The organism is Kitasatospora saccharophila (assembly GCF_039529925.1).
Lineage (GTDB): Bacteria > Actinomycetota > Actinomycetes > Streptomycetales > Streptomycetaceae > Kitasatospora > Kitasatospora saccharophila.
The window spans coordinates 1-25,871 of the sequence record NZ_BAAANS010000034.1; the positions used below are offsets into that span (position 1 = coordinate 1).

A 25,871-nucleotide genomic window follows, 5' to 3' on the forward strand; every position below is an offset into this window, starting at 1 on the left:
CCGCTACCGGGCCGGCGTCGTCCTCGCCTCGCTGATCCTGTGGCTGCGAGCCGAGGAACAATGACCCACAACAAGATCAATTACGAGACAGGGCCTAGCACCGGCCCCCGCGCCGGCCCTCGCCGTCCGCCGCCGGCCCCGCCGTCGTCCGCCGGAGCAGCGCCGCCGTCACCAGTCGCGGGGCGCCACCAGCTCCTCCAGGTCGGCGTCCGGGAAGCCGTACGCCTGCGCGAGGTGCTCGAAGTCCACCGCGATGGTGTCGCGCGCGACGGTCTCGATCTCGCTGCCGGCCGCCTCGAACTCCTCCGCCAGCAGGTTGAACTCCTCCGTCGCGGCGTGCGTCAGGGCGTACAACTCGTCGAGTCCGCGCGGCGGTTCGGCCTCGATCCGCTCGCACAGCGCGCGCAGGATCTCGCCGCCCGCGGCGACCAGGTGCGCCGGGTAGTAGCCGTCGCCGCGCATCGGGCGCAGGAACTCGTACTCCGCCAGCCGCTCGTTGGTGATCGTCATGCCGCCGCTCCGTCCGTCCGTGGGGTCGTGCGGCCGATCATGCCGCCCGGCACCGACAGTGCCGGGCGGCCCCGGTTCAGCGGTCCGCGGCCGGGTCGCGCAGCAGGTCCTCGACGTCCCGGCGCGGGGTGGCCGGTCCGGGCGGGCCGTAGCCGACCCGCAGCACCACCTGCACGGTGCCGACGCCGCGCTCGGGGTCGCGCAACCGCCAACGGGTGTCCGGGAGTTCGACGGCCTGGTGGAGCACCGAGACCCGCAGCCCGCGGGTGGTGGCCACCAGCCAGACCCGTTCCATCGCCTGTCCGGCCCGCAGCCAGTCCGCGGCGGTGTCGCCCCGGGTGGCGATGGTGGCGACCTGCGGCAGCGCCTCGAAGCGCTGCGCGTGCGCGGGCCCGCGTCCGGCGAAGTCCCGTACGGGCACCCGGGCTTCGTGGTCCTGCGGGCCGAGGGCGCGTTCCGGGATGCCGTCCGGGGCCGCCGGCGCCGCGCCGGCCCGCACCCAGCCGGCGGTCTCCGCCCGGCGGGCGGCGTCGGCGGCGATCCTGGCCTCGGCCTCGGCGGTCAGCGCGAGCACCCGGCGCGCCCCGTCCTCCTCCAGCACGTCCAGCACGGTGTCCTCGTCGGCGGCGGCCGCGATCAGCTCGCCGATCACCGCCTCGGGCACGTCCCGGTTCCCGAACGGCTCGCGGCTGGAGTGCCGTTGGGTGATCGCCCCGGCCAACTCGGCCGTTTCGTACGGTACTCCGCGCGGCCCGAAGCGCACCACGGCCACCGGCCGGTCGGGGCCGAGCGGGTCCGGCAGCAGGTCCAACTCCTCGACGGGCAGGCCGAGTCGGGCCGCCGCGACCCGCAGGTTGAACAGCGCCGCGCCGATCGACAGCAGCATCCCGCGCCCGTCCGGGTCCGCCAGCGGCACCGCCCGCGCCGGGTCGGCGAACACCAGCACCCCGGGCCCGTCCGCGGTCGGCCGGAACCGCCAGGGCTGCGCGTTGTGCAGGGACGGCGCGGCCCCGGCCGCGGCCACCAGCTCCCGCAGTTCCGCCGGCCCCGGCCCGCCCGGCACCCCGTCCACCGGGCCGCCCGGCACTCCCGGCCCGGGCGCCGCCACCGGCCCGGGCACCGCCGTCGCCCTCGCCGTCGACTCGGTCATCGCGGATCACTCCTCGCCGCATCCTCGTCGCGTCCCACGTCTCCAGTGCCTCGATCCTGCGCCCGCCCGCCTCCCGCCCGGTAGGGCCCAAAGGCCCGGGCCGGACGACCTCCGTCCCGGTCCCCGCCGTCCCCCCGCGCCACCCGCCTCCCCTCCTCTCCCCCGCCACTGGCGTAGCGTACGGACCATGGAATTCCGCCACCTGGGCCGCAGCGGCCTGATCATCAGCGAGATCGCGTACGGGAACTGGCTCACCCACGGTTCGCAGGTCGAGGAGGACACCGCGGCCGCGTGCATCCGCGCCGCCCTCGACGCCGGGATCACCACCTTCGACACCGCCGACGTGTACGCCGAGACCCGCGCCGAGTCGGTGCTCGGGCGGGCGCTCAAGGGCGAGCGCCGCGAGGGGCTGGAGATCCTCACCAAGGTGTTCTGGCCGACCGGGCCCGGCCGCAACGACCGCGGGCTGGGGCGCAAGCACGTCATGGAGTCGATCGACGGCTCGCTGCGCCGCCTGCAGACCGACTACGTGGACGTCTACCAGGCCCACCGCTACGACCCGTCGACTCCGCTGGAGGAGACCATGGAGGCGTTCGCCGACGTGGTCCGCTCCGGCAAGGCCCTGTACATCGGCGTCTCGGAGTGGACCGCCGAGCAGATCCGGGCGGGCCACGCGCTGGCCCGCGAGCTGCGCGTCCCGTTCGTCTCCAGCCAGCCCCAGTACAGCGCGCTGTGGCGGGTCATCGAGGGTGAAGTGGTGCCCACCTGCGAGGAGTTGGGCATCGGCCAGGTGGTCTGGTCGCCGATCGCGCAGGGCGTGCTGACCGGCAAGTACAAGCCGGGCGCCGAGCCGCCGGCCGGCTCCCGGGCCACCGACGAGAAGGGCGGCGCGAACTTCGTGGCCCGCTTGCTGCGGCCCGAGGTGCTGGAGCGCGTCCAGCAGCTGCAGCCGCTCGCCGCGGAGGCCGGGCTCTCGCTCGCCCAGCTCGCGGTCGCCTGGGTGCTGCAGAACCCGAACGTGTCCGCCGCGATCATCGGCGCCTCCCGCCCCGAGCAGGTCACCGAGAACGTCAAGGCCGCGGGCGTGAAGCTGGAGCCCGCGCTGCTCGCCCGGATGGACGAGATCCTGTCCCCCGTCGCCGAGTTCGACCCGGCCCGGACGGCGGAGAACGCCCCCAAGACCCGCCCCTGAGTCCTGTCCCACCAGCACCACCCCGCACCACCCGCAACCCCTGAGCGGCCGCCGGCCGGAGCACCCCGCCGGCGGCCGCCCGCACTCCCGCGCTACCCGCGAATCCCCTCGACTCCCCGCGCTACCCCGGCAATTCGCCCTCGCCGCCGGCCTCCAGCTCCGCCGGGTCCCGCTCCCCCGGCACCTCCTGCTGCGCCCAGATGGTCTTGCCGTGCCGGGCGAACCTGGTCCCCCAGCGCTGGGCCAGCTGCCCGATGATGAACAGTCCGCGGCCGCCCTCGTCGGTGGTCTTGGCCCGCCGCAGGTGCGGGGTGCTGTCCGAGCTGTCCGACACCTCGCAGATCAGGCCCCGGTCGTTGATCAGCCGCAGCCGGATCGGCGACTTCCCGTACCGGATGGCGTTGGTCACCAACTCGCTGACGATCAGGTCGGTGGAGAACTCCAGCTCCTCCAGCCCCCAGGCGGCGAGCTGGTGCTCGGCCAGCCGCCGGGCGGTGCGCACCACCGCCGGGTCCTCGGGCAGGGTCCACACCGCGACCTTCTCGTCCGGCAGCCCCAGGGTGCGCACCAGCAGCAGCACCGCGTCCTCGCGCTGCCGTTCGGGCAGCAGCGCGTACACCGCCTGGTCGCACAGCTGCGGCAGTTCCTCCTCCCCGGCCCGGGCCAGCACCCGCTGCAGCACCGCCCGCCGGCCCTCCCCCGGCCCGACCGGCAGCACCTCCTCCACTCCGCCGCGCTCCGCGGCCCCGCCCGTCCGGGGGCCGGGGCGCCGCCCGGGGCCGGACATCAGCCCGTTGGTGTACAGCGCCAGGACGCTGCCGACGGGCAGTTCCGCGACCCGCGTCTCGTAGCAGCCGTCGCCGCAGCCCAGCGGCAGTCCGGGTTCCACCGGGAACGGCACGGGCACGCCGTCCGCGCCGACCACCACCGGCCCGGGGTGTCCGGCCGAGGCCGCCGTGCAGGTCCGGCCGATCGGGTCGTAGACCAGGTACAGGCAGGACGCGAGCCCGTCCGGCAGGGTGTCCGCGCCGGCCGCCAGGCTGCCCTGCTGCTCGTCGGTGAGCACCCGGGCCGCGTCGTCCAGCCGCACCAGCAGTTCGTCGGGCTGGAGGTCCTGGACGGCCAGCGTGCGCAGCGCGGTGCGGACCTGGCCCATCACGGCGGCGGCCTCGATGCCGGTGCCGGTGACCGAGCCGATCGCCAGGCCGACCCGGGCGGCGGACAGCGGCACCACGTCGTACCAGTCGCCGCCCGGTCCGACCACGCCCGGCAGGTAGACGTGCGCGCTCTGCACGGCGCTCAGCTCCGCCGGTTCCCGGGGCAGCAGTTGGCGCTGCAGCGTGGTGGCGATCGAGCGCTCGCGCGCGTAGCTGCGCGCCTTGTCGATGGACATCGCGCCGCGCGAGGCCAGTTCGACGGCCAGTTCCAGGTCGTCCTGGTCGAACGGCTCGGAGCGCCGGTACCGGTACAGCGCGAGCACGCCGAGCACGGCGTCGTGCACCACCAGGGGCGCGACGATCATCGAGTGCACGCCGAGTTCGCTCAGCCGCCGTCCGCGCTCCGGGTCGGCGGTCAGCCAGTCCTCGTCCCCGGTCAGTCCGCGGATCAGCCGGGCCCGCCCGTCCACCAGTGCCTGGCTGTACGGCGTGGGCGCCCCGTAGGTGGACAGCGCGCCGTGCGGGATCGGCCCGGGCGAGGGCCCGCCGGGGCCGCTGCCGTGCACGGAGCGGTAGGCGACGCGGCGCAGCGGCGCGCCGGGGTCGATCGGGCCGGTGCGCAGCGGCAGTCCGCGCAGCGGTTCGTCGAGCAGGTCGACGGTGGCGGAGTCGGCGAAGCGCGGGACGGCGACGTCGGAGAGTTCCTGGGCGGAGCCGACGGCGTCGAGGGAGGCGCCGAGGCGGCGGTGCGCGCTGTGCAGGATGTCGAGCCGGTCGAGGGCGCCCTGCCGTTCGGTGACGTCCTCGATGGCGGCGACCAGGTAGGGGCGGCCGGTGTCGGAGAGGATCCGGAAGAAGGAGACGGCGCCGACCATCTCCTGTCCGGGGTCGGTGGGCATCCGGCCGCGGACGAGGTGCTCGCGGACGTAGCCGCCGTCCTGGAGGGCCTGGCGGGCGAGCACCTCCAGTTCGGCGCGGTCGAAGCCGGGGGCGAAGTCGGCGGGGCGGTGTCCGACGATGTCGGCGCTGGGCATGCCGCGCACGCCCCGGGCGGCGGTGTTGTAGCGGATCACCCGCAGGTCCTGGTCGAGCAGGTAGAGGCCGAGCGGGGCCTGCGCGAACAGCGCGTCGAGCAGGGCCGCGTCGACGTGGTCGCCCTCGCCGCTGCCCAGCGGCTCGCCGCCCGGTGCCCCGCAGGCCACCGGTTCGCCGCCCTCCGGTGCCGTCTGCTCCGCCACGCCGTCCGCCTCCCCGGCCGCGGCCGCGCCGCCGCCACCGCCGTTGCTGCCGCTGCCGCTGTCACTGCCGTCGTGCCGGTCGTCCTGGTAGCCGTCCACGCCGCTCCTCCGCTTCCCGCCCTGCTCCTGTCCGGCTCCCCGGCTCGGTTCCCGGTCCCGGCCCGGTTCCCGGGCCGGCTCCTCCTCCTGGGGCCCGTTCACGGCCGTCCCCCGCTGCCCGCGCCGGGTGCGGCGCGCCCGACGGCGACCCGTCCGGGCGGGTCGGGCCGGAAGGCGATCACGGCGATGTCGTCGCGGACGTCGGCGACGCCGGTGACCAGGTGCTCGCAGAGGTCGGCGAGCGGTCGGCGGCGGGCCGCGGCGGCGGCTTCGCAGAGCCGGGCGATGCCGTCGCCGAGGTGTTCGCCGGGCACTTCGACCAGGCCGTCGGTGTAGAACAGCAGCGTCTCGCCGGGTCCGACCGGGTGCCGGTGGGTGACCCGGGGGCGGCGCGGGTCGACGCACAGCGGGACGTCGGCGTCCTCGGCGGACAGCAGCCGGGGCGGCCCGTCGACCGGGAGCAGGACGGGCGGCGGGTGTCCGGCGTTGGCCCACTCCATCTCCCAGCCGCCGTCGGCGCCGTGCCGCACCAGCCGGGCGTGCACGGCGGTGGCGAAGCTGCCGACGCCCAACCCCTCGGCGGCGGTGTCGAGTTCGCGCAGCGTGTCAGCGGGGGTGTGGGCCTGGCCGCGGGTGTAGGCGATGGAGCGCAGCATGGCGCGCAGTTGTCCCATGGTGGTGGCGGCGGCGAGGTCGTGTCCGGCGACGTCGCCGATGGTCATGGCGAGCGAGCCGTCGGGGAGGGTGAAGGCGTCGTACCAGTCGCCGCCGACCTCGGCGTTGCGGCTGCCGGGCTGGTAGCGGGCGGCGACGGCGGCGCCGCCGAGGGCGGGCGGGGTGGTGAGCAGGGCGCGCTGCAGGACGACGGCGGCGTGCCGGGCGCGTTGCAGGGCGAGGGCCTGGCGCAGCGGGGCCTGGGCGCGCTGCAGGACTTCGTGCTGGAGGTCGATGTCGGCCGGTCCGGGTGCCGGGGCGCCTTCGCAGCCGGCGGTGGCGGCGAGGGCGACGACGGCGCCGTCGACGACGATCGGCAGCAGGGTGAGGCTGGTGGCGCGGGTGTCGTGCAGCCAGCGGGCGGAGATCTCGGGGACGGCGCCGGCGGGGATCGCGCCGTCGGGGAAGCGCAGCAGGGTGGGGACGCGGTCGGTGACGGCCTTCCTGGCGTGCTCGCCGAGGGTGAAGGTCTGCCGGTCGAGCGGGGGCACCGGGGGCAGTCCGGGGCGGGCGACGGAGGCGATCCGGGTGGCGACGACCTCGTCGTCGGCGGCGTCGGGGCCGGGCAGCAGGTAGACGGCGCAGACGTCGGTGAGGTCGGGGACGAGGGTGCTGGCGAGGGCGGTGAAGGCGTCCTCGGCGCGTTCGGCCTCGGTGACGGCGCCGGCCCGGGCGAGCAGGCGTTCGCGCAGCCGGGCGTGCCACTGGTCCTCGATGTCGCGGGTGGTGCCGATCCATTCGTGGCCGCGTTCCTCGTGCAGGACGGGGACGGCCCGGGAGCGGACGTGCCGGTAGCCGCCGGCGGCGCTGCGGACCCGGAAGGTGTGGTCGAAGACGGAGGGCAGGTCGCGGGTGGCGGCGGCCCAGCGGGCGGCGGTGGCCTCGCGTTCGCGGGGGTGGACGACGTCCAGCCAGCCGAGGCCGGCGGCCTCGGCGAAGGGCTGGCCGGTGAGTTCCTCCCAGCCGGGCACGAGTTCGCGGGCGGTGCCGTCGGGGCGGACGACCCAGACCATCTGGGCGGCGGCGGCCATCAGCGCCTCGTAGCGCTGGAGGGCTTCGAGGCGTTCGGCGGACTGGCGTTCGGCTTCGAGCGCGGAGTGCAGTTCGGCGGTGGTGTCGATGGCGGCGGCGAGGATGCCGGGGCCGTACCGGGTGGCGGCGGGCGAGCAGGAGTAGACGAAGTGCCGGTGGGCGGTCCCGCCGGTGGGGCAGCCGAGGGTGCGGTGGGCGGTGACCTGCCGGGCGGTGCCGTCGGTGAGCACGGCGTCCAGGGTGGCGAGCAGCCGTTCGGTGCCGGGTTCGGTGAACGCCTCGCGGGCGGGTGCGCCGAGCGGGCGGTCGCCGAACAGGTCGCGGAAGGCGTCGTTGTAGTAGACCATCCGGTGTTCGGGGCCGGCGGTCAGGGCGATCGCGACCACGGCGCGGTCGAACACCTCGGGTGTCAGTTGCGGTTCCGGCACCCCGCCGTCCTCCTGCCGTCCGCCGCCGGGCCGGTCCGCGGCCCCGGCCCGGCGGGTGCGCGCGTCGGGCCGGGCCGGCCCGGGTGGGGTTCCCGTTCCGGCCCGGGCCGCGTGCGCGCGCCGTCCGATGTCCGTGGTCCGTCCGTCGGTTCGTCCGCCGGGGTCAGGCGAGCAGTTTCTGCTTGGCCCGGTCGAACTCCTCCTGGGAGATCGCGCCGGCGTTCTTCAGGTCGGCGAGCCGGGCGAGGTCCTCGACGTGCCGGGGCCCGGCGTTCTGGCCCTCCGTTCCGGCGGCCTTCCTGACGTAGTCCTGGAAGTCGCTCTCGGCCTTGGCGGCGAGGGCCCGGTCGCGTTCGCCCATCTCCTTGCCGCGGGCGATCAGGTAGACCAGGACGCCGATGTACGGCAGCACGATCACGAAGATCGTCCAGCCGGCCTTGCCCCATCCGCCCATGTCGTGGCTGCGGAAGATGTCCGTCAGCACCTTGAACATCAGGAAGAACCACAGGATCCACAGGAACAGCCACAGCATGGTCCAGAACAGGTTGAGCGCCGGGTAGTCGTCCATCGACTGGCTCCCTTCCACAGGTCCTTCGAGTGGTATCACCACATTCCGGACACCGCACGTCGGCGGCCGCCCCCTGTGCGCCGCCCGCGCGCTTCCCGCGCCCCTCCCGCGCGCCCGGAGCGCGAGCGGCCGCCCGCCGGGCGAGGATGCGAACGGGTGTCAGGTTCGGCGGCACGGGAGGCGCGGATGGGCGAGGGGCGGGCGGTGCGTCCGGACGGCGGCACGGAGGGTGCGGCGCCGGAGGAGGTGTCGCCGGAGCGGGTGACGGCGCTGCTGGCGCGGCTGGCCGGGATGCTGCTGGCGGCGAGCGGCGAGGGCGCCTCGGAGGTCGAGCAGACCGTGGCGCAGGCCGCGGCGGGCTTCGGCGCCCGCACCTCGATGGTGCTGGTCCCGGACGGCGCGACGCTGACCGTCGTCCTGGACGGGCGCACCTCGACGGTCGCGGTCCGGGCCTTCCCGGACGTCGCCCGGCTGGACAAGGTGGCCGCGCTCAAGCCCTGGGCGCACCGGGTCTCGCTGGGCCGCACCCCCCTCGCGGAGGCCGAGCGGCGGCTGGCGGCGATCGACGGCTCGCCCGCCCCCTACCCGTGGTGGCTCAAGGGCCTGGGCATCGTGCTGTTCTCGGTGGGTTTCGCGCCGCTGATGCAGCCGACCTGGTACGAGATCGGCAGCACGGCGGTGCTGGGCCTGGTCACGGCGGTGCTGGCGGTGGCGGCGGAGCGGTGGCCGCGGCTGTCGCGGGTGCTGCCGCTGGTCGCCTCGGCGGCGGTGTCGGTGCTGGTGCTGATGGTGTTCGCGCGCACCCCGGCGCACGGCGGGGCGGTGCTGCTGATGCTCCCGGCGCTGTTCTACTTCGTCCCCGGCGACCTGCTGTCGGCGGCCGCCGTCGAACTGGCCGCCGGGTTCCTCACCACGGGCGCGGTGCGCCTGGTGTACGCGGTGTTCCTGCTGCTGCAGCTGTACCTGGGCGTGATGCTCGGCGTGTACGCCACCGGCGGCGACACCTCGGCGATGTTCGACGTCGCGGCGCACGCCGACCTGCCGCGCTGGGCGACGTTCCTGTCCTGGGTGGTGTTCACCGTCGGCACGGTGCTGTCGTTCGCGGTGCCGTGGCGGCTGCTGCCGGTCCTGCTGGGGACGGTGTACCTGACGGTGGCGGTGCAGTCGGGGGCGACGAAGCTGGTCGGCGAGGTCGGCGGGACGTTCCTGGCCGCCGCGGCGCTCGGCGCGCTGGCCACGGTGGTGGCCCGCGGGCCGGGCCGGCCGCCGCGGATGCTGCTGGCGCTGCCCGGGTTCTTCACCCTGACGGTCGGCTCGCTGGGGATGCGCGGCCTGACCAGCCTGGCCGGCGGCCACCCCGTGCAGGGCTTCCACGACCTGCTGTCGATGGTCACCACGGTGGTGGCGATCGCCGTCGGCCTGCTGCTCGGCTCGGTCCTGGCCCATCGCCCGCAGCCCCTGCCGCACTCCTGAGCGCGGGGGCCCCTCCTTCCGGGCGCTCCCGGCTACCAGCCGTCGCCCGGGTAGTGCGGCAGGTCCAGGGCGGCCGGGTCCATCGCCGCCAGCCACTGCCCGCCCCGGCGCAGCACCGGCGTCAGCACGATCTCCGGTTCCCCGTCGTACCCGGCCCGCACCAGGGCGTCGTAGCGGACCGGTCGGTGGGCGGCCGTGGCGGGCGTGGGCCGCTCGTCGCGGCGGCCGCGGGCCTGCGCCTCCAGGGCCAGGTAGGTGCGCCGCAGGTGCTCCTCCCAGCCGGGCAGGTCGTGCGGGTCGGCGGGGACGAGGTAGCGGGCGCCGCGGTCGATCAGCAGGGTGACCAGCCGGCCGAGCGCCCCGGTGCGGTCGAGGCCGTCGGGCAGCAGGTCGAGGGCCTCGGCGAGCGGGCGGGTGACCCGCAGCAGGGCCTCGTTGAAGTCCAGTCCGTGTTCGCCCTCGGCCTGGATCTGCAGGGCGCGCTGCTCGCCGGTGAAGTTGAGCCGGCAGTGGTAGGCGCCGCCCTCGACGAGCAGGCCGGGCTCCCCCTGCCAGACCACGGGGGTGTCGCCGAGCTGCCCCCACTCGGGCCAACTCACCTCTCCCCCGGGCTGCTTGACGGCGTGGCCGAGCGGGTGGTCACCGACCGTGAGGATCTCGATCCGGGCGCCGACCACCTGCGCGGGTGCGGGGTGGACGGTCAGCCGGCGGGTGGTCTCGTTCCAGGCGAGGCCGCCGGTGTGCGCGTCGACGGCCTCGGTGGCGGCGAGGACGAGCGGCTGGTGCGGGTGGGTGTCGTGCATGTGGGCCACCGTGACCGGGACGAGGACGGCCGCGCGGAGCACGGCCTGCCGGTCGGGGAACGGTCTGGGCTGGACCGTCTCGGTGGTGAGCTGCTGCGTCATGCGTCGTGCCCTTCCCGCGCCCGTGCGGCGCGCACCCCCGCGGGCACCGGCGCGGGCGGCCGGCCGCCCCGCGGTCTGTCCCGTCGGCCGTTCGCGCGGCCAGGGGGACAGCGTACGGGGCGCCGACCGGTTCGGGAACGTGCCGCGGGCGGTCGGCGACGAATCGTGACCGGCCGCAACCTCCTTGTGCTCAGCGGTCGTTGGGTGAGATCCACCAGGCGAGCAGGACGACCAGGAAGGAGGCGGCGCTGAACCCGGTGCACCACCAGGCGGTGGCCACCTGGCCGCTCATCCAGGCGTTGGTGGCGGTGTTCAGGGCCCACAGCTGGCCGATCACGATGGTGACGGCCAGGCCGACCCGGGCGGACAGGATCGCCGACCGTTCGGGCTGCTGGTCGGTGCCCGCGCCGGGGCCGGGGCCGGTCGCCGAGATCCGCGGGTCGGCGTAGCCGGAGGTGGCCCGGATCTGCGGGTACCGCTCGTGGACGGGCCGGTTGAGCCGGGGCTCGTCGCTGCCGGGGTGGTAGCCCTCCGGGTAGTGGCCTTCGGGAACGCTCATCACGCACCTCCACGGGTGGGTCGACGAATCGTCGGTTCGCTTCGGGCGGCGGTCGGCCGCCGTTCTGCGGTGGTCGGCCGCCGTTCTCCGGCGGTCATCTGCCGCTCTTGCGGGTCGCGCAGCCGGCCGCTTCGGCGAGCGCCGGGTTGCGTTCGCGCAGGCCCCGGCAGAGGCCGGCCTGCTCGCTCTCGCCGGAGCGGGCGGTGCCGACCGCCCACACCACGCCCTGGGCGTCCTCGACCACCACCACCTTGGGCAGCGGGCGGGGCGGCGGACCGCCGGTGACCTCGCCGGTGCGGGAGTCGAACTGCCCTTCGTGGCAAGGGCAGTAGAGGTCGCCGTCGCTGCCGTGGTCGCGCCGCCAGAGCACGCCGCAGGCGAGGTGGGTGCAGACCGTGGAGTAGCCGACCAGGGTGCCGTCGGGGAGCCGGATCGCCATCGCCCGGTCGTCCTCGCCGGGGTAGTCGAAGCTGACCGCCTCGCCGCGCTCCAGCCGGTCGGCGACCTTCAGCGGGGCGGCGCCGCCGTCGCCGTGGCGGTGCAGCACGCCGGCCGAGACCACCGTGGAGCCGACCACCAGGCCGCCGGAGACGGTGGCGACGATCCGCAGGTAGTCGCGCCGGGTGGTCAGCGAGTCGGCGCTGATCCGCTCCTTGAGCGCGGTCTGCTCGGCCCGGTGGTCGTCCGGGCCGCCCTCCCGGCCGTACGGCCGGGGGGAGTTGTCGGGGCTGGTCACGCCCTCGCTCCGTTCCCGGGCGCGGGGCGCCCGTTGACCTCGATCAGGTTGAGCGTCCCGCCGGGGACGGGCGCCCGGCGCTCGGCGGGCACCACCATGGCGACGCCGGTGGAGACCACGGTGTCGCCGAACGCGAACATCGTGGAGACGTCGACGCCGGGCCGCTCGGCCTGGAGTTCTTCGACGGTGCCGTAGAACAGGGCGCCGGTGGGGCAGACCGTGGCGCACATCGGTGCCAGGCCGTAGGAGGTGCGGTCGTAGCAGAGGTTGCACTTCATCTGGAGCTTGGCCTCCAGGTCGATCTTGGGCACGCCGAACGGGCAGGCGTTGACGCAGTTCGCGCAGCCGATGCAGCGGGTCGGGTCGGCCTCCTGCACCACGCCGTCGGCGGTGATCAGGATCGCCTCGGCCGGGCAGACCTCGGCGCACGGCGCGACCGGGTCCTCGCAGTGCATGCAGACGGTCGGCAGCGCGGCGACGGTGCGGCCCTCGTCCGGGTAGTCCAGGTGGATCATCGACTTGCCGCGGTGCGAGTCGCACTCGCGGCAGGCCGACACGCACGCCTGGCAGCCGATGCAGCGGCCGGGGTCGATGAAGATGGTGCGTCCCAGCATGGCGGTCAGCCCCTCTCTGCGGTGCCGCGGCCCTGCGGGGAGGTCGGCGGCAGCGGGTCGGTGCGGGAGACCTGGGCCTCCGGGTAGGCCTCCCGGCCCGGCGGTACCGGCGGCGCGGGCACCGGGTCGATCGCCTCGGCCCGTTCGATCCGCACCGCGCACACCTTGTACTCGGGGATCTTCGAGCGCGGGTCCAGGGCGTCGATGGTGAGCACGTTCGCCGCCGTCGGGAACGGCCAGTGGTAGGGCACGAACACGTGGTCCGGGCGGATCGCCTCGGTCACCAGCGCGGGCAGCACCTCACTGCCGCGCCGGGTCACCACCCGCACCGGCTCCCCGTTGCGGAAGCCGTGCGAGGGATGGATCTCCACCCACGGCCGGGGGGTCTGCTCGACCAGCCCGCCCAGCCGCCGGGTCTGGTTGCCGGACAGGAAGTGCGCCACGGTGCGCCCGGTGGTCAGCCGCATCGGGAACTCGTCGCTGTACGGGTCGGCCGGCGGGTGCCACTCCACCACCTGCATGTGCACCTTGCCGTCCGGGTGGTAGGTCCGCCCGTCCTCGAACAGCCGCGGTGTGCCCGGGTGTTCGAGGCTCGGGCAGGGCCAGGCGATGCCGCCGGTGGCCTCCAGCCGCTCGTAGGTGATGCCGTAGTAGTCGATCACGGTGCCGGCCGAGGCGCGGCGCAGCTCGTCGAAGACGTCCTCGGAGCCCTCGAAGGCGAACTTGCTCCCCTCGCCGAGGCGGCGGGCGATCTCGCACATCACCCAGGTGTCGGTGCGCACGCCGGCGGGCGGCTCCTGGGCCTTGTTGTGCTTGATCACCCGGGCTTCGGCGTTGGCCATCACGCCCTCGTCCTCGGCCCAGGTGGTGACCGGGAAGACCACGTGCGCGTTGGCGGCGGTCTCGGAGAGGAAGAAGTCGAACTGGGCGTGGAACTCCAGCTTGTCGTAACCGTCCTTGACCACCGCGTAGTTGGGCAGTGAGACGAACGGGTTGTTGCAGACGCCGATCAGGCCGCGGATCTCGTGGCGCTGCATCTGCCAGACCATCTCCATCATCGAGGTGCCGGCCTGCGGGAGTTCGGACTCCTCGATGCCCCAGATCGCGGAGATCTGGCGGCGGTGCACCGGGTCGTTGATGGAGCGGCCGCCGGGCAGCAGGTCGGACTTCTGGCCGTGCTCGCGGCCGCCCTGGCCGTTGCCCTGGCCGGTGAGGGTGCCGTAACCGGCGCCCGGGCGGCCGAGGTTGCCGGTGGCGGCGCACAGGTTGATGACGGTCAGGCAGTTCTCCACGCCCTGGGTGTGGTGCTCGATGCCGCGCGCGTGGCAGGCCATCGCCCGCTCGGCGCGCCCGAACACCCGGGCCACCTGGACGATCTGCTCCGCGGGCACGCCGCAGATCTCGGCGGCCCGGGCCGGCGGGTACTCCTTGACGGTGGCCTTGACCTCCTCCCAGCCGGTGGTGTGCGCGGCCAGGAACGCCTCGTCGGTCAGTCCCTCCTCGACGATGACGTGCAGCACCGCGTTGAAGAACGCCGAGTCCGTACCGGACTTGAGCGCGACGTGGATGTCGGCGGTGCGGGCGACCGCGGTCTCGCGCGGGTCCACCACGATCAGGGTGGCGCCGCGGTCGCGGGCCCCCCACACGTACTGGGTCAGCACCGGGAAGCACTCGCCGACGTTCGCCCCGGCGATCAGCAGGCAGTCGGTCTGCAGGATGTCGGAGAACGGGTTGCCCGCCCGGTCGATGCCGAAGGCGAGCTTGTTGGCGCCCGCCGCGCTCACCATGCACAGCCGGCCGTTGTAGTCCACGTGCCGGGTCTTCAGCGCGACCCGGGCGAACTTGCCCACCAGGTAGGTCTTCTCGGAGAACAGGCTGGCCCCGCCGAGCATCCCGAACGCGTCCCGGCCGTGCTCGGCCTGGATCCGGTTGATCTCGGCGACGGTGAAGTCCAGCGCCTCCTCCCAACTCGCCTCCCGGAACGGCTCGTCGCGGCTGCGGCGCACCAGCGGCGCGGTCAGCCGGTCCGGGTGGTTGACCTGCTGGTAGGCGTTGATCCCCTTGGGGCACAGCCGCATCCGGTTGATGTCGTGGTTGCGCGGCTCGACCCCGAACACCTTGCCGCGGGCGTCCACCCGCAGGTACATGCCGCACTGGACGCCGCAGAAGCAGCAGTGCGTGGGGACGAGGGTCTGCTCGGTCTGGTCGGCCCGCCAGGCGGCGGCGGGCAGGCCGCCCGCGTCGCGGAAGTTGCGGGTGCCGAGCGGGGCGACGCTCGGGTCCAACGGGACGTGCTCGGTGCTCACTTGAACCCCCGCTTGACGCTCGACAGGTAGGCGGTGCCGCGCAGCACCCGCTTGCAACGGGGGCAGTACTCGGCCCACTCGTCGAAGCCCAGCTTCAGGTCGCGCATGGTGGCGCGCAGGTTGTCCACCGCCGCGACGGTGTCGATCGGCTGGCCGCAGCGCTTGCAGGGCTGCAGCTCCTGGGCGTCCGAACCCTGGCGCCGCGCCGTGTACTTGAACAGCTGCATGCCGACCGCGGCCGGGCGCTGCACGATGTGGAAGAACTTGCCGAACGGGAGGTAGACCAGGGTCAGCACGACCGAGGCCATGTGCAGGATGGCCAGGAACTCGTAGCCGCCGCCGTGCAGGAACATCTCGGAGAAGGTCAGCAGCAGGCCGGTGACCGAGATGGTGATCAGGGCCAGCAGCGGCAGGAAGTCGTAGCCGAAGCGCTGGCCGGTGGTCGCGGCGCGGTCGCGCATCCGCCGCCACAGGAAGTAGCCGGCGCCGCCGATCACCATCACGGCGGCCAGGTCCAGGCCGTGGTAGAGCGCCCAGCCGAGGAAGCTGCCGGAGTCGAAGCCGAACAGCTTGAAGCCCCACAGGCGCATCTCGTAGCCGGGGCCGGCCGCGCTGGCGGAGGTGAAGGTGAACCAGCCCCAGGTCAGCGGGAAGGTGATCGCCGCGGCCAGCAGGCAGCCCCAGAAGATCAGTTGGTGGGCGGCCCAGCGGGCGTGCGAGCGGGCACCGAGGAACTTCTGGAAGCCCAGGTAGGTGGCGATCATCTTCGGCAGCGCGGCGGGCGAGCGCTTCAGGTTGTCCCAGGACAGCGCGGCCTTCCAGCCCTGCACGAACAGCCGGCGGGCGGCGGGCGCGGAGACCCACACCACGTAGCGGTAGACCACGCCGAAGGTGAGGAACACCGAGGCCACCGCGTACGGGACCAGCGCCGAGTCGAAGTCCCGCAGGAGCCGGCTGCCCAGCACGATCGCCACCACCAGCAGCACGCTCGCCGCGGCGGCGATCAGCGAGGCCCGGGCCGCCGTCGACCGGGTCGCCGAGGCCACCACCCCCGCCGCGCCGTCCTCGGTCCGACTGCTCCCGGTCGGTCTGCCCTGCGGGGGCGGCGCTGTCCCGGCCACGCGCACTCTCCTAGCGCTCGACGAGCCACTCGATCTGACGTCCTCTCAGCCGGACGCTAGCGACGCGCCGGGAGGGGCGCCCGCCCGCTGCGCCGCACGCGGCGCGTCGCTGGGCCGTCCGGGTGAGCGGGCGGGGCGCCCGACCCGCGGGCGGCCCGGGAGACGGCTCAATGTCTTGCCGTCCGTCGGTGCGTACCGGAATGATCCTCCGCATGTCCGCGCACCCGAACGGCCTCCCGCCCGCTCCGCCCGCCGACTGGGCCGAGATCAACCGCAGCAACTGGGACGACCGGGTGCCGCTGCACGTCGGCGGCCGGTTCTACGACGTCCCCGGTTTCACGGCCGGGGCAGACACCCTCATCGACTTCGAGCTCGCCGAGGTCGGCGACGTCACCGGGAAGCGGCTGCTGCACCTGCAGTGCCACATCGGGCTGGACACCCTGTCCTGGGCCCGGCGCGGGGCCGAGGTGACGGGGCTGGACTTCTCGGCGCCCGCGGTCGCCGAGGCCGCGAGGCTCGCGGCGGCGATCGGTGCCGGCACGGCGCGGTTCGTCGTGTCGGACGTGTACGAGGCCGCCGAGGCGCTGGACGGGCGGACCTTCGACGTGGTCTACACCGGGCGGGGCGCGCTCAACTGGCTGCCCGACCTGGCGCGCTGGGCGCGCACGGTGGCGCGGCTGGTGGAGCCCGGCGGGTTCGTCTACCTGGCGGAGTTCCACCCGCTGTCGGAGCTGGTCGAGGACGACCCGGGCGTGCTGGTGGAGGACTACTTCCTGCGCGGCGCCCAGGTCGTCGACGCGCCGGGCAGCTACGCGGACCCGGCCGCCGAGCTGTCCTCGACCCGGACGGTGCAGTGGCGCCACGGCGTGGGCGACGTGGTCAGCGCGCTGGCGGCGGCCGGGCTGCGGCTGGAGTTCCTGCACGAGCACGCGCACGGGCACTTCCGGCTGCCGGCCGGCCCGCGCATCCCGCTGGTGTACTCGCTGCGGGCCGCCCGGCCGCTCTGACCGTCACGCGCCGAGCGCCGGCCGGCCGTCAGCCGTCCGCCGTGACGGCCGCCCGGAGGAGCTGCGGGCGGGCCAGCAGGTCGGTGCTGTCGGCCCACTGGTCGACCGAGCCGGTCAGCGGGCGGTCGCGCAACTCCGGTGCGGTGACCGTCCGTTGCAGCGCCCGGGCGAAGCGGTCGGCGTGCAGGACCAGGTACGGGCGGCCGTGGTAGCGGCGCCGGGCCGGGTCGATCGGCCCGGTCAGCCCGAGCGCGTTGTGCGCGCGGGCCGCGGCCTCGTACGCCTCGCACAGGTGCCGTTCGCGGGCCGCCGGGTCGGGGGCGGCCAGCGCGGCGCGCAGGGCGGGCGCCAGGTCGCGGGCGGTGTCGAGGCGGGCGAAGGCGCTGCCGAACCACTTGCCGTACGGGGCGTAGCGGCGGTCCATCAGGAAGGCCAGCCGCATCAGCTCGCGCACCAGGCGGGCGGTGACCAGGGCCGCGCCGAGGTCGTCGCCGCTCTCCGCGCAGCGGCCGGGGAACGCCTCCTCCTGGGCGATCCGCTGCCACTGGCAGGCCAGCAGGTGGCGCCAGACCTGGTCGGGGTACCAGCGCAGGCGCTCGCGGGCGGCGGTGAGGGTGCCGGGGCCGTCGTGGAAGACCCGTCCGCCGGTGAACTCGGCGAGCCGCTGCTGCGGGAGGGCCAGCCAGTCGAGCGGGCCGGGACCGTCGCCGGGGGTGCCGTCGGCCCAGGCGGCGGCGGGCGGACCGAGGCGCTCGGCGAGCCAACCGGGCAGGTCGCGGACGGTGACCCGGTGCTCGATCGGACCGCCGACGGGGGCCGGTTCCAGGTGGCTGACCGGGTCGTCCGGGTTCCCGGTGGCGCGGTAGTGGGTGGACCAGCCGCGGATCTCGCCGGGCAGCCGGGCGGCGAGCAGCTCGCGGACCGCCCGGCCGTGCCGCCGCGCGTCGGCGGGGGCGAGGAAGAGCTCCAGCCGCGGCCCCCAGTCGTGGTCGGCGGAGCGGGCGGTGTCGAAGCCGAGCACCTCCGACCCGGCGCCGATCCGGGCCGCCGCGTACCGCAGCCCCGGGTGGGCCTCGGCCAGCAGCGGACGGACCCCCTCCTCGTACAGCGCCCGGGCCAGGTCGAGCCCGGGGACGAACGGCGGGCCGGCGGGTTCGGGGGCTGGTGCCGGTCCGGGGGCTGGTGCCGGTCCGGGTCCGGGCGCGGATGCGGATGCGGATGCGGTCATGCGGCCCACTGTGGCAAAGCGGGGCCGGGCCGGGCCAGCGTTTATCGTCCGGGCGCGGTGGCGGGTCAGCCGACCGGGGCCGGGCGTCTGCCGGTGCGGTGGGCGGGCGCCGGTTCGGGCACCGCGGCCCGTGCGGAGACGGCGGGCCGGCCGGGCCCGTCCCGCCCCCGCCGGATCGGCACGGCGAGCAGCAGCGCGAGGGTGAGCAGGGCGTACGCGCTGCCGCCGAAGAAGCTGCCCGGACCTCGGCCGTCGGGGTGCCAGAGCCACACCATGCCGCTGGAGATGACGAGTTGGAGCAGCCAGCACAGGGTGAGCAGCAGGCCGCGGCCACGGGTGCGGTCGAGGGCGGCGTCGGCCAGGACGACCAGGGCGGGCAGCATCCAGACCAGGTGGTGCACCCAGGTGATCGGGCTGACCAGGCAGCAGGCGATCCCGGTGAGGCTGTACGCGGCGAGGCCGTCGCCGGCGGCGTCGGCGCGGCACAGGCGGTACGCCCAGAGCCCGAGGACCACCAGCGCGGCGGCCACCCACAGTGCCCGGCCCGGGAGTTGGGGGCCGAGCCGGGCGATCAGCCCCTGCAGGGACTGGTTGGACATGTTGGCGAAGCCGCCGACCCGATCGGTGTCCCACAGCGTGACGGTCCAGAACTGGCGGGAGACCCCGGGGCCGAACAGGAAGCCCACGCCGGTGGCGCCCAGCGCGGTGCCGGTGGCGGTCGCCGCGGCCCGCCACCGGCGGGTGAGCAGCAGGTGGACGATGAACAGGGCCGGGGTCAGCTTGATCGCCGCGGCCAGTCCGGTGCCGACCCCGGCCAGCAACCGCCAGCGGCTGTCGGCGAATCGGCGACCGGACAGCTGGTGATCGGCGAACACCAGGGCGACCAGCAGCAGATTGACCTGCCCGAAACTGAACGTGTCCCGGACGGGGTTGCTGAGCGCGCACAGGCAGGCCGCGAGACCGAAGGCGTACCAGCGGCACCAGCCCCGGCGGCGGGCGATCGGATCGACCAGCCAGTACAGCAGCAGAGCGGTGGCGACGGCGGACAGCGCGACCCCGACCGCGATCGCCGGATGCCAGCCGAGCAGCCGCATCGGCAGCATGCAGACGGCGGCGAACGGCGGATAGGTGAACCCGTAAACGGTGCCGGGCCGGACGTAGTCGTACAGCTGCCCGGTGTCGGCCCAGTGGCGGACCGTGCCGTAGTACACGCCGATGTCGAACCACCCGCGATGGCCCGGGATGACGGCCAGCACCAGGGCGGTGACGAGAACGGACACGACGAGGACGGCGGTCCTGGCGGTGGTGGTGCCGCGGGTCAGCACACCGGCTGCCTTTCCTGGAGGGTGGTTCGGATGGTGGCCGGTGACACGACAAGACCCGACCGGGCAGCCGCACCACTGCAGGCCGACCCGCCGACTCCCCCATCTTTCAGGGCAGTTCGGCTTCGGTCCGGTGGAACAGCAGGCATCGGCCCGTCGGCCCCCAGCCGGGCCGCCGGTCCGGGCTCCGCGCGAACGGCGGTCGCCGCGCCGCCGGTCACGCCGGCTGCCTCTCCGGGAAGGCGACCTGCTGCTCCGCCAGGAAGACGGCGGCCGCCCCGACGACGAGACCGCCCGCGGCGAGCACCAGTTCGGCGGCGTCCGGCTCGAAGCCGTCCGGCATGACGGTGAACGCGATTGCCGCGCAGGCGAGTTCAACGGCCCTGCGAGTGGTCGCGGCGCGCACCGCGAAGGCCGCCGGGACGACGCACCACAGCGCGTACCAGGGACGGAAGGCCGGGCCGAGGACGACCAGGGCGCCGAATCCGAGTGCCAGGGCCGTCAGCGGTTCGCTCACCCGACGGACGACCCGGACCGCCAGCAGGCCGAGCACCCCCGCCGCGAGCGCCAGCCCCAGCAGCCTGGCCCCGGCCACCGGACCCTCCGGGGCGACGCCGGCCAGCCCTGCGACCAGTCGGCCGAGACTGCTGCTCGGCGACCAACTGCTCTCAGTGGCCGGGGCGGTGAGCGCGGCGACCCAGCCGTAGCCGGTACCCGCCGTGGCGGTGACGGCGGCCGTGGTCACGGCGGCGACCGCCGCCATCGCCACGCCAAACCGGATCCCGCGCCACCACCCGCCCGGCCCGCCCGCCACACCGCCTCGGACAGCCGTCAGCCGACCCCGCCGAGCGAACCGGCGGCGTTCTCCCACGAGTTGCTCCGCTCGCGGTGGCACGGCCCCGGTGGCCGGCCTGTTCCGGCTGCGGGTGGGTTCGGTGCCGCCGTGGGCGGTGAGCCACCAGGCGGCGGGGAGGGCGAGTGCGGCGGGGGCCTTGACCAGGGCGGCGAGGGTGATCAGGGTGGCGGCGAGGAGCGGTCGGGAGCGGGTGGCGGCGAGCAGGCCGGTGACCATCAGGGCGAGCGGGACGGCGTCGTTGTGGGCGCCCGCGATCAGGTGCAGCAGGACCAGCGGGTTGAGCGCGCCCAGGCGCAGCGCGGCGGCGGGGTCGGTGCCCAGGCGGCGGGCGAGGGCGGGCAGCAGGGCGGTGAGGGCGGCGACGGCCAGGACGGCGCTGAGGCGCAGCAGCAGGGTGCCCGCGTACGGGTGGTCGGCGAGCGGGGCGGCGGCCCGGGCCAGCAGCAGGAAGCCGGGGCCGTAGGGGGCGGGGGTGTGCTGCCAGACGGGGGGCACCTGTTGGGCGGTCTGGCCGCCGAGCGCGGCCGGGCCGTCGGCGTAGACGTCCAACCCGGCCGCCCGCATGGCGCCTTGGGCGAGGTAGCTGTAGACGTCGCGGCTGAACAGCGGGGGCAGGAGCAGCAGCGGGGCCGCCCACCAGGCCAGGGTCGTGGTCAACCAGCGGGTGGTGGGGGGCGGTTGGCCTTCGGCGGCGCGGCCCGTGCTGCGACGGCCGGGGGTGCCGAGCAGCAGCCAGGCGGCGGTGAGGACGGTCAGGCCCGCGAAGACCAGGACGGTGCCCGCTCCGCCGGAGGCGCGCAGCGCGGGGCCGGTGCTGGCGGCGGGCAGGGCGCCGGAGGTGAGTCCGCCGGCGGCGAGGGCGAGCGAGCCCAGGAGTCCGAGCCACCGGTACCGGCTCGGGTAGGCGTTCGCGCCCGTGTTCGGCATGCCGGGAACGCTGGCAGAGCGGCGTGGCCCCCGGGGGAAGGGTCGGCGTCCGCCGGGTGGCCGGGGGGCGTCCGGATCCCGCTGTGCGCAGGCCGCGACGGTGGCCCGGCGAAGGCGGCTCCGAGCGGCCGAACCCGGCATTCAGCAGGTGCACATCTGGCCTCCCTCGGCCGGTCACCTCAGGGCCAGGCGGGTCGGGGAGACATACGGGTGCCGCCCGTGGCCGGTGCCGCCCGAACGGCGGCCCGGGTGCGAGCACCCGTGTCGTTGCGTGTCGTCCCGCGCCTTCCGTCGCCACCCTACCGCGCCCCGAGATCCCCGGAGAGTCCCGCCATGACCACTGCCCCCGCCCGTGCCGGACAGATCCCCGCCCAGCCTTCCCGGCGGTCGGCGAACCGGCCCGCCGAGCCCCAACAGCCCTCGTACCAACTGGCGTTCGCCCGGACCGCGGAGGACGTGCGGGCCGCCCAGCGGTTGCGCCACCGGGTGTTCGCGGACGAGATGGGCGCGGTGCTGGACTCGCCGCTGCCCGGTCTGGACGCCGACCCGTTCGACGAGTTCTGCGACCACCTGCTGGTGCGCGAGCAGCCCTCCGGCGAGGTGATCGGCACGTACCGGCTGCTGCGTCCCGAGCAGGCGCGCCGCGCGGGTCGGACGTACTCGGACACCGAGTTCGACCTGGCCCGGCTCGGCGGGCTGCGGGACGGGATGGTGGAGGTCGGGCGGTCCTGCATCGCCGAGGCGCACCGCGGCAACGGCGCGGTGATCAACCTGATGTGGGGCGGCATCGCCCGCTACATGACCGCCACCGGCAACGCCTGGCTGGCGGGCTGCTGCTCGGTGCCGCTGGCCGACGGCGGGGCGACCGCCGCCGGGGTGTGGGACACCGTCTCGGCCAAGTACCTGGCGCCGCCGCAGTACCGGGTCGCCCCGCTGCGCCCGTGGTCGGCCGAGGGGGTGGCCCGGACCGGCCGCACGCCCGTCCCGGCGCTGCTGCGCGGCTACCTGCGGCTGGGGGCCTGGGTGTGCGGGGAGCCCGCGTACGACCCGGACTTCAACGTGGCGGACCTGTACGTGCTGCTGTCGCTGGAGCGCACCGACCCGCGCTACCTGCGGCACTTCCTGGCGGCCGCGGCGGACCTGCCGGTCTCGGCGATCATCGGCGGGACGGCGGGGGCCGCCTCGGGCGCCGGTGCCGGTGCACCGGGAACGGCGGGTGCGCCGGGAACGGCGGGCGGGGCCGGGCGCGGAACGGCCACGGCGGCATGAGCGCCTGGCTGCCGACCGCGCCGTGCACGCCCGGCGCGTGCGTGAGCGTCGCCGGGCCCCGGACGGCCCTGCCGCACCGGGTGCTGCGGCTGGCGGGCTGCCTGGCGGTGCTGGCCGCCGGGCTGCTGGCGACGCCGCTGGTGCGCGCGCTGGCGTGGCTGCCCGCGGGGCGGCTGGCGCGCTGGTGGGCGCGGCTGCTGCTGGCCTCGCTGGGCGTGCGGGTGCGCTCGACGGGTGCGCCGGGGCGGCGGGAGGGCGGGTCGCTGCTGGTGGCCAACCACATCTCCTGGCTGGACGTCCTGTTGGTCGCGTCGGTCCGTCCGGGCCGGATGCTGGCCAAGACCGAGGTGGGCCGCTGGCCGGTGCTCGGCCCGCTGACCTCCTGGGGCGGCACCATCTTCATCGACCGGGACCGGCTGCGGGCGCTGCCGGGCACGGTGGAGGAGATCGCGGCGGCGCTGCGCCGGGGCCAGCGGGTGGTGGTCTTCCCGGAGGGGAGCACCTGGTGCGGGCGCGGCGGCGGGCGGTTCCGTCCGGCGCTGTTCGAGGCGGCGGTGCGGGCCGACGTCCCCGTGCAGCCGCTGGCGCTGCGCTACCTCGACGGGGACGGGCGGGCCAGCACCGCGCCGGCCTTCGTCGGGGAGGACGGGCTGCTGGCCTCGCTGTGGCGGGTGGTGTCGGTGCGGGGCCTGACCGCGGAGGTCGAGTTCCTGCCGCAGCTGCCGCCCGCGCTGTTCCCGGGGCGGCGGCAGTTGGCGGCGGCGGCGCAGCGGGTGGTGGACCGGCGGCGGCGCCCGCAGGAGGCCGCGGATCCGGGCCCGGCGGGCTGCGCGGCCTGCTCCGTGCACCCGGGCGGACCCGCGACCGGAGCCCCGGTCGACCGGCCGGTCGGCGTCCGGCTGCCGCTCCCGGCGGAGGCGGGGCGGTAGCGGGGCGGCGGCCGGGCGGGCCGGTGGAGCGCCTCCCGTATGATCGGGCGAGTTCAGGAAGGGCGAGGAGGTGCTCGATGCAGGTGGACGACGAGGCCGTCGGCGCGGTGTTGAACCGGCTGCGCCGGGCACAGGGCCAGCTGGCCGGCGTGATCGCGATGATCGAGGCCGGACGCGACTGCAAGGACGTGGTGACCCAGCTCGCCGCCGTCTCGCGCGCGTTGGACCGGGCCGGCTTCAAGATCCTCGCCAGCGGCATGCGCCAGTGCCTCGCGGAGGCCGAGGAGGGGGCCGCCCCGATGACCGAGGCGGAACTCGAGAAGATGTTCCTGACCCTGGCCTGAACGCCCGGGCGTCCGAGCGCCCGGTTGTCCGAGCGCCCGGTTGTCCGAGCATCCGGGCGCCCGAGCCCCCGGCCCGGCCCGTACGGCGGGTCAGGCGAGGGCCAGGAAGAGCTTCTCCAACTCGGCCTCGCTCATCGGGGCGGCGCCTTCGTCCGCCTCGGCCATGCACTGGCGCATGCCGCTGGCCACGATCTTGAACCCGGCCCGGTCCAGTGCCCTGGAGACGGCGGCGAGCTGGGTCACCACGTCCTTGCAGTCGCGTCCGGCCTCGATCATCGCGATCACGCCGGCCAGCTGGCCCTGTGCCCGGCGCAGCCGGTTCAACACCGCGCCGACGGCCTCGTCGCCCACCTGCATCGGTCTCCTCCTCGTCCTCGGCGGGCTCCGGTCGTCGCCCGCCCCCGTGTTCCGTGCCACGCACCGTGACGTCCTACTGATACCCCCGCCCGTATCAACCCGACCGGCGGACGGCGCATTCCCCCGCCCGCCGGTCTCCCCCGCCCTCCCGGCGCCGCGCCGCGGTCAGGCCGCGGCCTCCCAGGCGCCGTAGCCGCCGAGCAGGTCGGAGGTCAGCGGGTGGCCGTGGTGGCGCAGCAGGCTGGCCGCGATGGAGGAGCGGTGGCCGCCGGCGCAGTGCACGACGACGGGGCGGTCCTGCGGTATCTCGGCGAGCCGGTGCGGGAGTTCGGCCAGCGGGAGGTGGACGGAGCCGGGGATGTGCCCGTCGGCGCGCTCGCCCTCGCCGCGGACGTCGACGACCAGCGGGGGTTCGGCTCCGGCGAGTTCGGCGCGCAGGTCGGCGACGGTGCGGCGGGGGGCCTGGCGCATCTGCCCGGGGACGCCGCGGAAGGCGGTCTCGGGGTCGGCGAGGTAGCCGGCGACGCGGTCGAAGCCGATCCGGGCGAGCCGGGTGACGGTCTCCTGCTCGCGGCCCTCGGGGGCGATCACCAGCAGCGGCCAGGCCGGGTCGAGGACGGTGCCGGCCTGCTCGGCGAAACGCCCGTCGGCGGGGACGTTGACGGATCCGGCGAGGTGCCCGGCGGCGAACTCCAGCGGGTCGCGGGCGTCGACCACGACGGTGCCGGTCTCGGCGCGGCGGGCGAGGAACGCCTCCGCGTCCAGCGGGACGGCGAGGGCGGCGGCGTCGAACAGCTCGCGGTCGCGGCGGTTGAGGTCGGCGTCGTAGCCGAAGTAGCCGGGGGCGGCGGGCTGTCCGGCGGTGACGATGCTCACGAACTCGTCCTCGGTCATCGGCGCGCAGGCGTAGTTGGTGGCGCGCTGCTGCCCGATGGTGGACTGCCGCTCGGTGGACAGGTTCTTGCCGCAGGCGGATCCGGCGCCGTGCGCGGGGAAGACCCGGACCTCGTCGGGCAGCGCCATCAGCTTGCGCTGGACGCTGTCGTAGAGCATCCGGCCGAGCTCGTCGGCGGTGACGCCTGCGGAGGCCAGCAGGTCGGGGCGGCCGACGTCGCCGATGAACAGCGCGTCGCCGGTGAGCACCCCGTACGGGACGGCGTCGGCCTGCTCGCGGACCAGGACGCTGACCGACTCGGGGGTGTGGCCGGGCGTCTCGACGATCTCCAGGACGACCTCGCCGAGGCTGATCCGCTCGCCGTCGGCGAGCTTGCGGATCGGGTACTCGGTCTCGGCGCGGCGGCCGTAGCCGATCCAGGCGCCGGTGCGGTCGGCGAGTTCGAGGTGGCCGGAGAGGAAGTCGGCGTGGAAGTGGGTGTTGATGACGCCCTCGACGGTGAAGCCGCGGGCCTCGGCCTCGGCGAGGTACTCGTCCACGTCCCGGCGCGGGTCGACCACCACGGCGCGGCCGGTGGTCTCGTCCGCGATCAGGTACGAGGCCTGGGAGAGGCAGTCGAGGTAGTACTGGGCGAAGAACACGGGAGTCCTCTTCTCTGCGTGGGGCGCGCGGCGGTGGCGCGTTCGAGGGTGGTGACGGGCGCGGTCGCCGTACTGGCGGGCGCGGTCGCCGGCCGGGACGGCCCGGAGTGGACGCCGCGCACGGACCTGCGGGTTTCGATACCCCCATAGGTATTATTACAGGCAGTTCTCCGCCAGGAGGTCCGACCGGCTCATACCGGTGGGGGTATATGCTCGATACCAACGATATACCCCCGCCGGTATCTTCCCGAGGACGGCCAGCCGCCCGGGGACCCGCCGGAACCCCCGTACCAC

At 75.3% G+C, this 25,871-nt stretch carries 22 protein-coding genes; 6 read left to right on the forward strand and 16 right to left on the reverse strand.

All coding sequences use genetic code 11. The annotated features are described in order from the left end of the window. Positions 1–168 precede the first annotated feature (168 nt). Positions 169–510: a DUF5713 family protein gene (locus tag ABD345_RS23655; protein ID WP_344554597.1), complete on the reverse strand. Its 342-nt coding sequence runs from the start codon at positions 508–510 to the stop codon at positions 169–171. Positions 511–586: 76 nt separating this feature from the next. Further along, positions 587–1,660, reverse strand: a complete 1,074-nt coding sequence (locus ABD345_RS23660; RefSeq protein WP_344554598.1) for an Acg family FMN-binding oxidoreductase — start codon at positions 1,658–1,660, stop codon at positions 587–589. A 187-nt stretch (positions 1,661–1,847) separates the two neighbouring features. On the opposite strand from ABD345_RS23660, the gene ABD345_RS23665 reads away from it, so the two are divergent. Continuing rightward, positions 1,848–2,852, forward strand: a complete 1,005-nt coding sequence (locus ABD345_RS23665) for an aldo/keto reductase family protein (protein ID WP_344554599.1) — start codon at positions 1,848–1,850, stop codon at positions 2,850–2,852. Between the two features lie 121 nt (positions 2,853–2,973). On the opposite strand, the gene ABD345_RS23670 is transcribed toward ABD345_RS23665, so the two are convergent. From ABD345_RS23670 to ABD345_RS23680, 3 genes are all read right to left on the reverse strand, one after another. Next, the gene (locus ABD345_RS23670; RefSeq protein ID WP_344554600.1) at positions 2,974–5,346 is read right to left on the reverse strand and encodes a SpoIIE family protein phosphatase; all 2,373 of its coding nucleotides are present in this window, start codon (positions 5,344–5,346) and stop codon (positions 2,974–2,976) included. Positions 5,347–5,444: 98 nt separating this feature from the next. Next, positions 5,445–7,520, reverse strand: coding sequence for a SpoIIE family protein phosphatase (locus tag ABD345_RS23675; RefSeq protein ID WP_344554601.1), 2,076 nt, complete (start codon positions 7,518–7,520; stop codon positions 5,445–5,447). A 163-nt stretch (positions 7,521–7,683) separates the two neighbouring features. Continuing rightward, positions 7,684–8,088, reverse strand: coding sequence for an SHOCT domain-containing protein (locus ABD345_RS23680; protein WP_344554602.1), 405 nt, complete (start codon positions 8,086–8,088; stop codon positions 7,684–7,686). Positions 8,089–8,244: 156 nt separating this feature from the next. Between ABD345_RS23680 and ABD345_RS23685 the strand changes: the two genes are divergently transcribed. Beyond that, positions 8,245–9,561: a threonine/serine exporter family protein gene (locus tag ABD345_RS23685; RefSeq protein WP_344554603.1), complete on the forward strand. Its 1,317-nt coding sequence runs from the start codon at positions 8,245–8,247 to the stop codon at positions 9,559–9,561. 32 nt (positions 9,562–9,593) lie between these two features. Here ABD345_RS23685 and ABD345_RS23690 read toward each other — a convergent pair whose 3' ends face one another. The 6 genes from ABD345_RS23690 to ABD345_RS23715 all read right to left on the reverse strand — a co-directional run bounded on the left by ABD345_RS23690 (position 9,594) and on the right by ABD345_RS23715 (position 15,802). Next, positions 9,594–10,466: a hypothetical protein gene (locus tag ABD345_RS23690; RefSeq protein ID WP_344554604.1), complete on the reverse strand. Its 873-nt coding sequence runs from the start codon at positions 10,464–10,466 to the stop codon at positions 9,594–9,596. A 190-nt stretch (positions 10,467–10,656) separates the two neighbouring features. After that, on the reverse strand, positions 10,657–11,025 hold the full coding sequence (locus tag ABD345_RS23695) for a hypothetical protein (protein ID WP_344554605.1): 369 nt from the start codon (positions 11,023–11,025) through the stop codon (positions 10,657–10,659). Positions 11,026–11,119: 94 nt separating this feature from the next. After that, positions 11,120–11,761 (reverse strand): QcrA and Rieske domain-containing protein, encoded by a 642-nt coding sequence (locus tag ABD345_RS23700; RefSeq protein WP_344554606.1) that lies wholly within the window; start codon positions 11,759–11,761, stop codon positions 11,120–11,122. Beyond that, entirely contained in the window at positions 11,758–12,375 is a 618-nt protein-coding gene (locus ABD345_RS23705; RefSeq protein ID WP_344554607.1) for a 4Fe-4S dicluster domain-containing protein, read from the reverse strand. The genes ABD345_RS23700 and ABD345_RS23705 overlap by 4 nt, the downstream gene beginning before the upstream one ends. A 5-nt stretch (positions 12,376–12,380) precedes the next feature. After that, positions 12,381–14,681, reverse strand: a complete 2,301-nt coding sequence (locus ABD345_RS23710; RefSeq protein WP_344554608.1) for a molybdopterin oxidoreductase family protein — start codon at positions 14,679–14,681, stop codon at positions 12,381–12,383. Further along, positions 14,678–15,802 carry an MFS transporter gene (locus ABD345_RS23715; protein WP_380275725.1) on the reverse strand — a complete coding sequence of 375 codons (1,125 nt, stop codon included), beginning with the start codon at positions 15,800–15,802 and terminating at the stop codon, positions 14,678–14,680. The genes ABD345_RS23710 and ABD345_RS23715 overlap by 4 nt, the downstream gene beginning before the upstream one ends. 212 nt (positions 15,803–16,014) lie before the next feature. Here ABD345_RS23715 and ABD345_RS23720 point away from each other — a divergent pair, with 212 nt between their 5' ends. After that, the gene (locus ABD345_RS23720) at positions 16,015–16,809 is read left to right on the forward strand and encodes a class I SAM-dependent methyltransferase (RefSeq protein ID WP_344554609.1); all 795 of its coding nucleotides are present in this window, start codon (positions 16,015–16,017) and stop codon (positions 16,807–16,809) included. Positions 16,810–16,837: 28 nt separating this feature from the next. On the opposite strand, the gene ABD345_RS23725 is transcribed toward ABD345_RS23720, so the two are convergent. The 3 genes from ABD345_RS23725 to mptB all read right to left on the reverse strand — a co-directional run bounded on the left by ABD345_RS23725 (position 16,838) and on the right by mptB (position 21,142). Beyond that, positions 16,838–18,037 (reverse strand): DUF4037 domain-containing protein, encoded by a 1,200-nt coding sequence (locus tag ABD345_RS23725; protein ID WP_344554610.1) that lies wholly within the window; start codon positions 18,035–18,037, stop codon positions 16,838–16,840. A gap of 65 nt (positions 18,038–18,102) precedes the next feature. Then, on the reverse strand, positions 18,103–19,362 hold the full coding sequence (locus ABD345_RS23730; RefSeq protein WP_344554611.1) for a glycosyltransferase 87 family protein: 1,260 nt from the start codon (positions 19,360–19,362) through the stop codon (positions 18,103–18,105). Between the two features lie 214 nt (positions 19,363–19,576). Further along, on the reverse strand, positions 19,577–21,142 hold the full coding sequence (mptB, locus tag ABD345_RS23735; protein ID WP_344554612.1) for a polyprenol phosphomannose-dependent alpha 1,6 mannosyltransferase MptB: 1,566 nt from the start codon (positions 21,140–21,142) through the stop codon (positions 19,577–19,579). 333 nt (positions 21,143–21,475) lie between these two features. Between mptB and ABD345_RS23740 the strand changes: the two genes are divergently transcribed. The 3 genes from ABD345_RS23740 (at position 21,476) to ABD345_RS23750 (ending at position 23,684) form a co-directional block, all read left to right on the forward strand. Next, positions 21,476–22,411, forward strand: a complete 936-nt coding sequence (locus tag ABD345_RS23740) for a GNAT family N-acetyltransferase (protein WP_344554613.1) — start codon at positions 21,476–21,478, stop codon at positions 22,409–22,411. Next, positions 22,408–23,340 (forward strand): lysophospholipid acyltransferase family protein, encoded by a 933-nt coding sequence (locus ABD345_RS23745; protein ID WP_344554614.1) that lies wholly within the window; start codon positions 22,408–22,410, stop codon positions 23,338–23,340. The genes ABD345_RS23740 and ABD345_RS23745 overlap by 4 nt, the downstream gene beginning before the upstream one ends. A 77-nt stretch (positions 23,341–23,417) precedes the next feature. After that, entirely contained in the window at positions 23,418–23,684 is a 267-nt protein-coding gene (locus ABD345_RS23750) for a metal-sensitive transcriptional regulator (protein WP_344554615.1), read from the forward strand. 90 nt (positions 23,685–23,774) lie between these two features. On the opposite strand, the gene ABD345_RS23755 is transcribed toward ABD345_RS23750, so the two are convergent. Together ABD345_RS23755 and ABD345_RS23760 are read right to left on the reverse strand one after the other, a co-directional pair. Beyond that, the gene (locus ABD345_RS23755) at positions 23,775–24,041 is read right to left on the reverse strand and encodes a metal-sensitive transcriptional regulator (protein ID WP_344554616.1); all 267 of its coding nucleotides are present in this window, start codon (positions 24,039–24,041) and stop codon (positions 23,775–23,777) included. A gap of 165 nt (positions 24,042–24,206) precedes the next feature. Beyond that, positions 24,207–25,577: a rhodanese-like domain-containing protein gene (locus ABD345_RS23760; protein WP_344554617.1), complete on the reverse strand. Its 1,371-nt coding sequence runs from the start codon at positions 25,575–25,577 to the stop codon at positions 24,207–24,209. Positions 25,578–25,871 lie beyond the last annotated feature (294 nt).

Excerpts from the sequence above, each read along its gene's own strand:
- ABD345_RS23755 (WP_344554616.1), bottom strand. The coding sequence starts at position 24,041 with ATGCAGGTGGGCGACGAGGCCGTCGGCGCGGTGTTGAACCGGCTGCGC.
- mptB (WP_344554612.1), bottom strand. The coding sequence starts at position 21,142 with ATGCCGAACACGGGCGCGAACGCCTACCCGAGCCGGTACCGGTGGCTC.
- ABD345_RS23655 (WP_344554597.1), bottom strand. The coding sequence starts at position 510 with ATGACGATCACCAACGAGCGGCTGGCGGAGTACGAGTTCCTGCGCCCG.
- ABD345_RS23680 (WP_344554602.1), bottom strand. The coding sequence starts at position 8,088 with ATGGACGACTACCCGGCGCTCAACCTGTTCTGGACCATGCTGTGGCTG.
- ABD345_RS23695 (WP_344554605.1), bottom strand. The coding sequence starts at position 11,025 with ATGAGCGTTCCCGAAGGCCACTACCCGGAGGGCTACCACCCCGGCAGC.
- ABD345_RS23740 (WP_344554613.1), top strand. The coding sequence starts at position 21,476 with ATGACCACTGCCCCCGCCCGTGCCGGACAGATCCCCGCCCAGCCTTCC.
- ABD345_RS23705 (WP_344554607.1), bottom strand. The coding sequence starts at position 12,375 with ATGCTGGGACGCACCATCTTCATCGACCCCGGCCGCTGCATCGGCTGC.
- ABD345_RS23745 (WP_344554614.1), top strand. The coding sequence starts at position 22,408 with ATGAGCGCCTGGCTGCCGACCGCGCCGTGCACGCCCGGCGCGTGCGTG.
- ABD345_RS23665 (WP_344554599.1), top strand. The coding sequence starts at position 1,848 with ATGGAATTCCGCCACCTGGGCCGCAGCGGCCTGATCATCAGCGAGATC.
- ABD345_RS23690 (WP_344554604.1), bottom strand. The coding sequence starts at position 10,466 with ATGACGCAGCAGCTCACCACCGAGACGGTCCAGCCCAGACCGTTCCCC.
- ABD345_RS23720 (WP_344554609.1), top strand. The coding sequence starts at position 16,015 with ATGTCCGCGCACCCGAACGGCCTCCCGCCCGCTCCGCCCGCCGACTGG.
- ABD345_RS23750 (WP_344554615.1), top strand. The coding sequence starts at position 23,418 with ATGCAGGTGGACGACGAGGCCGTCGGCGCGGTGTTGAACCGGCTGCGC.
- ABD345_RS23725 (WP_344554610.1), bottom strand. The coding sequence starts at position 18,037 with ATGACCGCATCCGCATCCGCATCCGCGCCCGGACCCGGACCGGCACCA.
- ABD345_RS23660 (WP_344554598.1), bottom strand. The coding sequence starts at position 1,660 with ATGACCGAGTCGACGGCGAGGGCGACGGCGGTGCCCGGGCCGGTGGCG.